Origin of the sequence: Candidatus Velamenicoccus archaeovorus (genome assembly GCF_004102945.1) — a bacterium.
GTDB lineage: Bacteria > Omnitrophota > Gorgyraeia > Velamenicoccales > Velamenicoccaceae > Velamenicoccus > Velamenicoccus archaeovorus.
The window spans coordinates 1963382-1974201 of the sequence record NZ_CP019384.1; the positions used below are offsets into that span (position 1 = coordinate 1963382).

Sequence of the window (10820 nt, forward strand, 5' to 3'; positions counted from 1 at the left end):
GCACGGATCTTCTCATTGACTCTGACGTACTTTTTGATGCAGCACCTCCTTGTTTAGTCCCCGGGAGGGAACGCTGTTGATCAGATGTCCTTATTTTTAATCTCGGTTTCCAACTGACGGATAAAATCCTCGACGGGCATCGCCCCCATATCGCCCTTCTTTTTGGAGCGCACAGAGACGGCATGCCCGGCCGCCTCGCGGCCGCCGACCACAGCCACGTAGGGGACCTTGCTCACTTCGGCGTTGCGGATCTTCTTGTTCAATGTTTCGGACGCGGTGTCGCAGACGGCACGGATGTCTCTGGCCCGGAGTTCCTTCTCGACGGCGCGGGCGTAAGCCTCATGCTCCGCTTTGACCGGCACGACCACGACCTGGCGCGGAGACAGCCAGAGCGGAAAATTTCCCGCGTAATGCTCGATGAGCGTCCCGATAAACCGCTCCAGGCTCCCGAAGATCACGCGATGCAGCATGACCGGCCGAGCATTTTTCCCGTCGTCGCCGACGTAAGCCAGGTCGAACTTCTCCGGCAGGGCAAAGTCGCATTGGATCGTCGCGCACTGCCAGAGCCGGCCGATCGCATCTTTCAGCTTGATGTCGATCTTGGGGCCGTAAAAAGCGCCGTCGCCCTCGTTGATGTCATAGCTTAGCTTTTTCTCGTCGAGTGACGCGCGCAACGCGTCCGTTGCCCGCTGCCAATCCTCGTCCGTCCCGATGGATTTTTTGGGTCTCGTCGAGAGCTCGATATGGAAATCTTTGAAGCCGAACAGCTTCATCGTGTCGAAGACAAAATCCAGCACGTCCTTGATCTCCGCCTTGACCTGCTCGGGCAGGCAGAAGATATGCGCGTCGTCCTGCGTAAAGCTGCGCACGCGCAAAAGACCGTGCAATACACCGCTTTTTTCATGGCGATACACCGTCCCCAGCTCGAACAACCGCAAGGGCAGATCGCGATAGCTGCGCGTCTGGGACTTGTAGATCAAAATATGGCCCGGGCAATTCATGGGCTTGACGGCATAATCCTGGCCGTCGATCGAGAACCGGTACATGTTCTCGGCGTAATAATCCGCGTGACCGGACGTCTTCCATAAGCCCCATTTCAACACATGCGGGGTCACGACCATCTCGTAGCCGCGGCGCACGTGTTCCTGTTTCTCGTATGTCTCTAAAATATTGCGCAAGACCGCGCCGGCGGGATGATAAAAAACAAGCCCCGATCCCGCTTCCTCGTGATAGATATCAAAGAGCCCCAGGTCCTTGCCGAGCCTCCGATGGTCCCGTTTTTTGGCCTCTTCGAGGACCGCCAGGTATTTTTCGAGGTCGGCGGCCTTGTCAAAGGCCGTACCGTAAATCCTCTGGAGCATGGGATTGGTCTCGATCCCATGCCAATAGGCGCCGGCGATGGACAAAAGCTTAAAAGCCTTGATCTCGGACGTTCGGGCGACATGCGGGCCGCGGCAGAGATCGACAAAATCCTTACCCGTCCGGTAGATCGAGACCTTCTCGTCGGGGATATCGTCGATCAGCTCCAGCTTGTATGCCTCGCCCAGCTTGCTGAAAAGCTCCCGCGCCTCTTTCTTGCTTAACTCCTCGCGGACAAAAGGCAGATCGGCCGCAATGATCTCTCTCATTCTGGCTTCGATCTTCTCTAGGTCTTCTAGGGCAAACGGCTCCTTCTTGTCAAAGTCGTAATAAAATCCGTCTTCGATCGAAGGGCCGATACTGAGCTTGGTTTCCGGCCACAAAGATTTCACAGCTGCGGCCATAATATGCGAACAGCTGTGCCTGAGAATATCTAGATCCATGCTTTTCTTTCAACGCTGCGATACAAGCGGCCCTTTCATCTGCACAAATCCACCCGATCAACCTCTAAGATCACTTCACCGTCTTGCGTCATGCCAGCACATGTGCCGACTATGTCCACTGAAACCCCTTCCTTGAGCTGCTGTCTCAAGAGAACTGCATCTGTTTTTTCCTCATTCGGGATGATATGCACGGGGAGCGCGGGATCGTTATCGACGCGGCCCTTCGCATAAAATCCCCCAAAAAGGCTGACATCCTGTATCACAATATGCTTCCACTCGCCAGCCCCCTCGAGCCCTTTCTGATGCTCGAGCCACATACTTTTGCAAAGGAGCCACTGATCTTTGGTGGATGCCGCCGCGGCACTTTCTGGAAGCTGTGGAGGCGCCACAGGCTCTTGCCCTTGCCGCGCCTGCGCTGTAACGCAGGCCGTCGTCAGAAAAAACAGTAACCAAGAAATCTTGCGTCGCATACCGAAAGCCGGCCCTGGGCACATTTCACCGAGGCGATCTTCTTGCCCCTCTGGCGCTCCCCGCCGAGAAACTTGGCGGGTCGCTGTCACCCCAAGAACGCGGGGACGATCTCCCCGCACCCCTTAGGTTCTCGTCCAGAATATGGTGGGCGCGACAGGACTCGAACCTGTGACCCCTTCCATGTCAAGGAAGTACTCTAACCAACTGAGCTACGCGCCCGAAATTTTCTTATCTCTAAGCGTAGCGAAGATTCCTCTTGCCAACGACCGAGGGAAGCATCCTTTGCTTCCCGAGGAAGTCCCGAGGGCAGACGCCCGAGGGACTGAGCTACGCGCCCGAAATCCAGTTATCAAAAACCAACAGACCAAATTTGCGACGGCAGCGGCTGGGAACCCCAACTGTCCCGACTTCCGCCAGAGGCGGAACGTCGGGATCCCGACCAAACACACGTGAGCGTCGGGAAGCTACGCGCCCAAAAAATCAAAAAACAGGAAAAGCCTCCTCCGGCCCTATCTTACATCTTAATCCTGGGCTCTTCCACTCTAATCTGGTTTGGTGCCGGGAGAGGGACTTGAACCCTCAAGGCCTTGCGGCCGACGGATTTTAAGTCCGTTATGTTTGCCAATTTCATCATCCCGGCGGCACTTTTCCCTTGTTGCGGCATTTCAATCGACGGCAACTTGGGACAAAATTTGTTTCACAAATTTCAAAGGCGCGAGTCGGGATTGAACCGACGAATAGAGGTTTTGCAGACCTCCGCCTTAGCCGCTTGGCTATCGCGCCATTATCTTTTTTTATTCAGGAGGCGCAAGGCCTCGGCCACGATCTCTTGCGGCTCGCACATGCGGCCCACCCCGTCCCGGCCGCAGGCCAAGCGGCCCTCCCGCGGGCCGATGAACGCATAGCCGATCTTCTTGAGTTTTGCGATATTCTCCTGGGTGATCGGATGGCGATACATGCCGTCATTCATCGCCGGCGCCAAAAGAACGGGGGCCTTTGTGGCCGTCACGATGCAGCCTAAAAAATCGTCGCAAATTCCTGAAGCGAGCTTGCCGATCACATTGGCCGTGGCCGGCGCGACCAGGACCAGATCAGCCTCGTCGGCGAGCGAAACGTGTTCCACGTCCCAGCTCTCAGGCATATCGAACATGCCGCGATACACCTTGTTGCGCGAGAGCGTCTGCATTGTCAGGGGCGTCACGAATTCTTCGGCCTCGCGCGTCATGACGACGTGGACGCACGCGCCTGCACGGACGAGGGCGCCGGCGATCTCCGCCGCCTTGAACGCCGCGATACTGCCCGTCACTCCCAGGACAACGCGTTTCGCCTGTTTCATTTTGCCTCGGCTTTAGGTGCCCCCAGCTCGACCTTGTCTTCCGCAATCTCCAGCATCGCCAGCGTCGTGATCTTGGTATCCTGCGGCGCTTCGACGAGTTTCGATGACCCTTCTGCCAACTCCAAGGCCCTTTTGGAAGCCAGCATCACAAGCTTAAACATACTTCCGTGGCTCTTATCGATAAGACGTTCCAATGGTACGTAGGACATATTCCTCCTTGTTCTCGGCACCTAAACTCTGTCTTCGGCACCTGCCTGTCCGGCCTTGCCCTGCCGAAGGCGGGGCAGTCCAAGATAGGCGCGTGCCACCGGGCCGACACGTCAAAGTCTCGCTTAACCTTTAATAAAAAGCAAGGGAAGCGCTTCGACCTCGGCCCGCCTCACCCTCTCGGCGGGCGCGTCCGCTGAAAGCGAGACCTCGTCGCCTCTGGCGACGGGCTAAACGTGTTGCGGCTTATTCGCCGCAACAGCGACCTCGCATGATTTTGCCGCCAAGATGGCCTTCAGCTGATCGAGCGCCTCGTCGAAGACGTCGTTAACGACAACATAGTCGTATTGCCCCATATGAGAAAGCTCTATTTTAACACGCTTGAGCCGTTTTTCTATGTCTTTTTTGCCCTCTGTGGATCGTCGGCAAAGGCGCCGTTTGAGCGCCTGGATATCCGGCGGCACGACGAAGATCGACGTCACACGCGCGCGCCCCAGATTGCGGCGCACGGTCTGGGCCCCTTTGACATCGATGCAGAGCAAAACGTCCTTATGCCGGCGGCCGGCCCGGGTCAGGACCGCCCGCGGTGTGCCGTAATAAGCGCCGAATATCTTCTCGTATTCCAAAAAGGCCTTTTTCTTCAACAGACCCAGAAAAGCCGCTTCGGAAATCCTGGTATAATCCCTCCCTTGTTTCTCTTGCGGCCGCAAAGGCCGTGTCGTCGCGGAAACGGAGCGCAACAACCTTCTCTTCCAGAAAGGATCCCGCAGCAGCGCCGCGCACAGCGTCGTCTTGCCGGACCCCGACGGACCAGAGACGATCCAGACCCTCGGCCCCTGCAGGGCTTTATTCGACATTCTGCACCTGTTCGCGGATCTTTTCGATCTGGTCCTTGATCATGACCACCTGATAAGCCACGTGTTTTTCCTGCACCTTGGCGCCCAGCGTATTGATCTCGCGCTGGAGCTCCTGCGCGATGAAATCCAGGATCTTGCCCTTGGGGCCGTTCATCCGGATGTGCTTCTGGAAGCTGCTCAAGTGAAAATCGATACGCGTCATCTCCTCGCCGACGTCCGTCCCTCTCAAAAAACTCTCCAGCTCGTCGGGGCTCATCACTTTGCGGTTGGCTTCAATGACGTCGTGCACCTGTTTTCTGATCATCGCCATTTTTGTGCCGATCGCCTTGATGCACCGCTCAAGGTCTTTGCGCAGGGCCGCGCCTTCGCGCCGCTTCATCTCGACGAGACAACCCAGGGCCTCGTTGAGGGCCCCCGTCAAAAGCGCCTCCTTCTCCCGGAAACGCAGGTCTTCCTTGCGGTAACTCAAGACCCCGGGCAGGGCGACGAGCGACGAGACGCTGATATGGTCGCCAAGCTTGAGCCTGCGCCCCAGGCCTTCCAAGACCTTGTAGTATTTATCGACGAGCTTCTCATTCAAAACGATGTCTTCGACGGCCTCGTTGATGTGCGTCACCGATACCGTCAGCCGGCCGCGTTTGATCTTTTTCAAAATGCGCGTGCGAAAATCGCCCTCCAGGTGCTCGAAGGCCGGCGGCAGATGGAATTGCGTCTCGCAGTAACGATGGTTCAGTGATTTGATCGTGACGATAAAACGCTCGCCCTTCTTTTCGGCCTGGGCCTGCCCGAATCCTGTCATGCTGACAATCATATCCACGCCCTTTTCTCTTTTGACTCGACGACCGTCCTTGTCGGATAAAGATCGACGATGATCTCGTCGGGTTCGAACCACAGCTTGATCTCGCGCTCCGCGTCCTCGGGGATCGCCGAGACATGGACCACATTCTCATAGACGCCGCGCGTCGTGATGCGGCCGTAAGACCCCCTGATGGAGACGGAATCGGCCTCCTCGGGATTTGTCGCTCCGGCAAGAGAACGGCACTTGGTGATGGCGCCCTCCCCCCAGTAAATCAGCGCCATGACCTTCCGGCGGTCATGAAATTCACCCATCAGGTAGCGCAGGACGTCCTCGAAAAAAGGCTTGTCCTTCAGGTGCCGGTAATGTTCTGCGGCCAACTCGCGCGACACCCGCACCATCTTGGCCGCGACGATCTCAAGCTTTGTCTCCGACAGCCGCGTCAGGATATTCCCCGTCAGCGACCGCTTCAGGCCGTCGGGCTTGATCAAAATCAATGTTGCCTGCGTCTCCATTCAATCCTCGCTTTTTTAGGACTTTAATGATATAAGGCCGCTTCTGTCTATCCCTGCTTCTTCAAAATCTTCAGGATCCTTTCGCGGTCCTCGTCGGAATAATATTCGATCTGGATCCGCCCCCGCTTCTTCGATGCGACGATCCGCACCTTTGTCCCCAGGATGCGCTGCAGCTGACTCTCCATATCCGCGATGTAGGGATCCTTGTCTTTTTCCGCGCGTTTTTTCTTAAGGGATACGGGCTTGATCGAAGCCACATGATTTTCTAACTCTCTGACAGACAACGAGTTAGATAAAACAAGCTGCGTGAGCTTGATCTGCTGCGCGACGCTGTCAAGCCCCAGCAAAACCTTGCCGTGGCCGAAAGAAAGCTTGCCGGATGAAATGGCCTTCTGGACCTCCGCCGGCAGCGTCAGGAGCCGCAGGACATTGGCGACGGTGGAGCGGTCCTTGCTGACGGCGCGCGCAACCTCTTCCTGCGTCAGAGAGAAATCCTTGGTGAGCCTGTGGAATGCGTGCGCCTCTTCCATAGGATTGAGTTCCTGGCGCTGGATGTTCTCGACGATGGAAAGGACGAGCGCCTCCTGGTCCGTCGTGTCGCGGATGACGACGGGGACGCGCGGCAGTTTCAGCTCGACGGCCGCGCGGAAACGCCGCTCTCCGGCGATGATCTCAAAAGAATCTCCCTGCCGGCGCACAAGGATCGGCGCCAAAACCCCTTTTTCTTTTATCGAGGCGGCGAGTTCTTTGAGTTGCTCGGCGTCGAAGTTCGTCCTCGGCTGATACTTGTTGGGGACCAGCCTTGCCGTCTCGACGAAAGTCACGCCTTTGTCTTCGCGGCCGGCCGCCGCCTTGACCTCAAGCGGGATCTCTTTTTTCAAGACGTCTTCTACCGAGCGTCCTCCGGAGATCAGCGCCGACAATCCTTTTCCCAAAGCCTTCTTTTCCATTAGCTATTCTCCGTCTCCGGCTGATTTGATTCCGCCGCTAAAGGGACCTCGTGAGAAACCTGCTCCCCCGTTCCTGTACCCAGGACTTCTTTCGCCAGTGCGCCGTACTTTTGGGCGCCGATAGAGCTTTTGTCGTATTCATAGATCGATTTTCCGAACCCCGGCGCCTCAGACAACCTGATGCTGCGCGGGATGATCGTCTCGAAAACGCGGTCGCGGAAAAAATTTCTCGTCTCGTTGATCACCTCTGAAGTCAGGTTCGTCCTGAAATCAGCCATCGTCAAAAGGACCCCTTCGATTTCAAGGATGGGATTAAGGTTCTCTTTGATGAGGTTGATGGTCTTGGTCAACTGACCCAAACCTTCAAGCGCATAATACTCGCATTGAACAGGAATAATGACGGAAGTTGCTGCAACTAAAGAATTTAGAGTAAGAATCCCAAGGGATGGCGGGCAATCTATGATCACGTAATCGAAAGTGTCTTTAATCGCATCCAGACTGCGTTTAAGCCTGACCTCCCTTTGCGCCTCCTCGACCAACTCAACCTCGGCGCCGATAAGATCGATGTTCGACGGAATAAGAAAAAGGTTCTCAACCTTTGTCTTGAGGACAACATCTTTTGCCTCGACATGGTTGATCAGAATGTGGTAAAGGGATTTCTCAATGGAGTTTTTGTCGATACCCAGGCCGCTGGTCGAATTTCCTTGCGGATCCGAGTCGATCAAAAGGACGCGGTGGCCTTCCAGGGCGAGATAGACGGACAGGTTGATAGATGTTGTGGTCTTGCCTGTCCCCCCTTTTTGGTTGCAAACAGCGATGATTTTTGACATTATCTGGAATGTTTTTTAAAAGCCCTGCTCTTTTGATTTAAGGCAGACAGTCGCCCGGCGAGATTCTCAAGGGCTTCTTTATCAACATTTCCGTAATGCTGGCGTTTATATAGAACGAGGTCTTTCCACGCCAGATATACTTCTCTTTTCTTGCCTTGTAACTGGTACTCGTCAAAATGGGTTATGATATTTTCTAGATCGCCTGTTTTCGTGGTTCGAAAATAAACACTCTCCTTCGTATGCCCGCTATTTTTCGTCGGGACAGCCTCCTTGCCAAAATATATATTTCCAACGTCTCCAAAAAATTTCTTTATGTTGAGCACGACGTCCTGGTTATCTTTTCTCTGTCTGAGAGAAAAATAAACGGTGACTCCCCCCGAAGGCGACCTGCTGTAAGTAAAGGCCGCTTCTCCGTCGCAAAATCCTGTAACATACCAAGGATCCAAGCTCCTGGATTCTTCGCTCATTAATATTCCTCAAATCAGCGTTCGCGTTTGGAGAATGAGCTTGTTTTTGAGCTAGAATTGTTCCAGTTGGAACACGTTCCCCGTGGAACATTTTACCAAACCGGGGTGTAATTTCAAGTTTTTTTCTTATTGCCTTTAACGGCTACACAGGCGAGGATCTTTGCGGGTTTAGCGCCGCTCATGCCAAAGAGCCCCTTCTGCTCCTCGGCGACAACCTTGATTTGAAGCTGTTTCCTGGAGACCTTTAATATGCTCGAGGCCTTCTTAACAGCTTCTTCGACTGTCCTTCCTTCAACCTCTATTTCACTATTGATATTTTCCATTGGAATATGAGCATGAGCAGGCTATTGACAAGCCAGTACAGGACGAGTCCGGACGGCATCTTGTAGAACAAAAATCCGAAAATGACCGGCATCATAATAGCCATCATTTTTTGCTGTTCTGCCGTCGATCCGGTAGCATTGCTCGACCCCATAGAGACCTTTTGTTGCAGAAACATGACTCCGGCCATTAAAAGCGGCAATAAATTGATCTCGTTGCCTATCACAGGCAAGGCATTTGGTAAAGCAATAAGCCTGTCCGGGGAAGACAAGTCCTTAATCCAGAGAAAACCAGCCCCCCTCAATTCCGGCAATCTCAACAAGAGTTGATAAAGAGAAAAGAAAACAGGTATTTGCAAGAGCATCGGGAAACACCCGCCCAGGGGATTGATTTTTTCTTCTTTATAAAGCTCCATTGTGGCCATCTGGAGCTTTTGTGGATTATCTTTAAATTTAATCTTGAGCTCTTCGATCTTCGGCTGCAAGGCCTGCATCTTCTTCATCGAGGCCATACTTTTATAAGACAAGGGGAAAAGGATAAAATAAATGAGCGTTGTCACCAAGATGATAGCGAATCCCCAGTTGTGGACAACCTTGTGGATGACTGTGAGTAAAAACAAGATTGCCTTGGCGATCAAATCAAAAAATCCGAAATTGACAATGCGCTCCGCATTTAAACCAACAGCACTTAATCTTTTCTCATCTTGAAGTCCCACATATACTTTGAATACATTTTCAATGGAATTAGATGCCGGCTTTTTTTCGTTCTTGATGTGAAACATCAAATATGGTGTTTTATCCTGAGATTTTATAACTCCTTCTTCTACAATAAATTGTGGAGAAAATACGACACAGAAATACCTGTCCCTCAAACCCGCCCAATCGATCTTTCCATTGATGTTTACAGAGTTTTTCAGACCAAACACAGACTTTCTGGATACAATATTTCGAACCTGATAAGAACCTTCAAAATAGCGTTGACTAATCGGATCCGTCTTTCCCGAATCGGATAAAGCGCCTATTAAAATATCATAACTATTTGATTTTAAATAAGTTATATTATTTATTGAGATGGTCAATTCAATGGTGCCGTCATCTTTGATTCGGTACGTCTTGCTGATCTCCGCGCCCTCTTGTGTTAAATATGAAAATCCTATCCCTTTTGGCAACAATGTTTTAGAAAATAAAAATCCGGACCATTGTGGAACCAGGCCAATATCTTTTAAATCCAGCTCGACATTGAGTTTTTTATCAAAAACTGACTTTATGTACCCGCCTTTAAAGGAAAACTCAAAAACAAGATCTCCGTCTTCAAATTTATATAACTCGTTCTTGTTAAAAGATTTATCTGCTATTTTTACTTGTTGGGTCTTCGGTTCTTCTATGAGAGCCTTGGCTTGAACTGTTTCGCGGGTAACCGGGGAAGAAAATTCCATATCCTCTTTATTTGCAATTGGTTTTGTCTTTGGAACAATTGCAGAATAAGCCACAAGGACAAGAAAAGATAAAAGAAGAGCTATAAAAAATCGCTTTTCCATATTTTTATTCGATGGGGTCGTGGCCGCCGGGAGAAAAAGGGTGACAACGCAACAGCCTCCGGATTCCCAGCAGGCTTCCGCGCAGGCAACCGTATTTCTCTACAGCCTGAAGGAAATACTGAGAACAGGAGGGCACAAAGCGGCAACAATGCGGGACCAAGGGAGAACACACGCGTTGATACCCTTTAATGAGCGCCGCGAGAATATTTCTCATGGCGCTAGACGGTCAACCTGTGTCTGCCCTTCTGCCGTCTGGCTTTCAAGACCAGCCTGCCCTTTTTGGTCTTCATCCGACGACGGAATCCATGCCTGCGCTTTCCGACGATCTTGGTTGGTGTCTTCAAATGATATTTCATAGTCCGGAAATTATAACACACGCCGTGGTGAAGTCAAGATTTTTGTATTCACCGCCGAGGCTGGCCTGGATTTTTTCTGGGCCGTAACCTTAATGCCGTGAGTCTGTTTTTTCCTTCTCCGTTTTCCGCCGCGTTAAAATTTTCTTGCATTGTCCTTCGGCCGCGATTATAATGAAAACCCTTGGCGGCATGGTCGGCGGAAATTCCTGGCCGGCCAATAAAAACAGCGTCTGCCCGCCGGGAGGATGAAATTGCCCGTCTCCCGTCGGGACAAGAAGGGAAGGCAGGGCCCCCTGTGGATAACCCTGTGGACGCTGTGAATAACTCGACGAGCCCCCGACAAATACCCCGGCAATCCAAGGCCGCATAAAGCAT

14 protein-coding genes and 3 tRNA genes are annotated in these 10820 nt (G+C 52.6%); all 17 read right to left on the reverse strand.

Going from position 1 to position 10820, the window contains the following annotated elements; genetic code table 11:
- Positions 1–80: 80 nt before the first annotated feature.
- The 17 genes from thrS to rpmH all read right to left on the reverse strand — a co-directional run bounded on the left by thrS (position 81) and on the right by rpmH (position 10433).
- Positions 81–1802 carry a threonine--tRNA ligase gene (thrS, locus tag BU251_RS09280; protein ID WP_128700902.1) on the reverse strand — a complete coding sequence of 574 codons (1722 nt, stop codon included), beginning with the start codon at positions 1800–1802 and terminating at the stop codon, positions 81–83.
- A gap of 35 nt (positions 1803–1837) precedes the next feature.
- Positions 1838–2272 (reverse strand): hypothetical protein, encoded by a 435-nt coding sequence (locus BU251_RS09285; RefSeq protein ID WP_128700903.1) that lies wholly within the window; start codon positions 2270–2272, stop codon positions 1838–1840.
- A 143-nt stretch (positions 2273–2415) separates the two neighbouring features.
- Positions 2416–2492, reverse strand: a tRNA-Val gene (locus tag BU251_RS09290).
- Between the two features lie 334 nt (positions 2493–2826).
- Positions 2827–2913, reverse strand: a tRNA-Leu gene (locus BU251_RS09295).
- A gap of 70 nt (positions 2914–2983) precedes the next feature.
- Positions 2984–3056, reverse strand: a tRNA-Cys gene (locus BU251_RS09300).
- A 1-nt stretch (position 3057) separates the two neighbouring features.
- The gene (gene coaBC / locus BU251_RS09305) at positions 3058–3609 is read right to left on the reverse strand and encodes a bifunctional phosphopantothenoylcysteine decarboxylase/phosphopantothenate--cysteine ligase CoaBC (protein WP_128700904.1); all 552 of its coding nucleotides are present in this window, start codon (positions 3607–3609) and stop codon (positions 3058–3060) included.
- Positions 3606–3818 (reverse strand): DNA-directed RNA polymerase subunit omega, encoded by a 213-nt coding sequence (gene rpoZ, locus BU251_RS09310; RefSeq protein WP_128700905.1) that lies wholly within the window; start codon positions 3816–3818, stop codon positions 3606–3608. The genes coaBC and rpoZ overlap by 4 nt, the downstream gene beginning before the upstream one ends.
- A gap of 228 nt (positions 3819–4046) precedes the next feature.
- Positions 4047–4673 carry a guanylate kinase gene (gene gmk, locus BU251_RS09315; protein WP_128700906.1) on the reverse strand — a complete coding sequence of 209 codons (627 nt, stop codon included), beginning with the start codon at positions 4671–4673 and terminating at the stop codon, positions 4047–4049.
- Positions 4663–5484: a YicC/YloC family endoribonuclease gene (locus BU251_RS09320; protein ID WP_228767858.1), complete on the reverse strand. Its 822-nt coding sequence runs from the start codon at positions 5482–5484 to the stop codon at positions 4663–4665. The genes gmk and BU251_RS09320 overlap by 11 nt, the downstream gene beginning before the upstream one ends.
- Complete coding sequence (locus BU251_RS09325) at positions 5481–5984, reverse strand: nucleoside-diphosphate kinase (RefSeq protein WP_128700908.1); 504 nt, start codon at positions 5982–5984, stop codon at positions 5481–5483. Before BU251_RS09325 ends, BU251_RS09320 begins: the two co-directional genes overlap by 4 nt.
- A gap of 47 nt (positions 5985–6031) precedes the next feature.
- The gene (locus BU251_RS09330; RefSeq protein WP_128700909.1) at positions 6032–6934 is read right to left on the reverse strand and encodes a ParB/RepB/Spo0J family partition protein; all 903 of its coding nucleotides are present in this window, start codon (positions 6932–6934) and stop codon (positions 6032–6034) included.
- Entirely contained in the window at positions 6934–7764 is an 831-nt protein-coding gene (locus tag BU251_RS09335) for a ParA family protein (protein WP_128700910.1), read from the reverse strand. The genes BU251_RS09330 and BU251_RS09335 overlap by 1 nt, the downstream gene beginning before the upstream one ends.
- Complete coding sequence (locus BU251_RS09340) at positions 7764–8231, reverse strand: LAGLIDADG family homing endonuclease (RefSeq protein WP_128700911.1); 468 nt, start codon at positions 8229–8231, stop codon at positions 7764–7766. Before BU251_RS09340 ends, BU251_RS09335 begins: the two co-directional genes overlap by 1 nt.
- A 113-nt stretch (positions 8232–8344) precedes the next feature.
- Positions 8345–8554, reverse strand: a complete 210-nt coding sequence (locus tag BU251_RS09345) for a Jag N-terminal domain-containing protein (RefSeq protein WP_128700912.1) — start codon at positions 8552–8554, stop codon at positions 8345–8347.
- Complete coding sequence (gene yidC / locus BU251_RS09350; protein WP_128700913.1) at positions 8530–10089, reverse strand: membrane protein insertase YidC; 1560 nt, start codon at positions 10087–10089, stop codon at positions 8530–8532. The genes BU251_RS09345 and yidC overlap by 25 nt, the downstream gene beginning before the upstream one ends.
- A gap of 4 nt (positions 10090–10093) precedes the next feature.
- The gene (gene yidD / locus BU251_RS09355) at positions 10094–10303 is read right to left on the reverse strand and encodes a membrane protein insertion efficiency factor YidD (RefSeq protein WP_128700914.1); all 210 of its coding nucleotides are present in this window, start codon (positions 10301–10303) and stop codon (positions 10094–10096) included.
- Positions 10304–10307: 4 nt separating this feature from the next.
- Positions 10308–10433: a 50S ribosomal protein L34 gene (gene rpmH / locus BU251_RS09360; RefSeq protein ID WP_420885791.1), complete on the reverse strand. Its 126-nt coding sequence runs from the start codon at positions 10431–10433 to the stop codon at positions 10308–10310.
- Between the last annotated feature and the right edge of the window lie 387 nt (positions 10434–10820).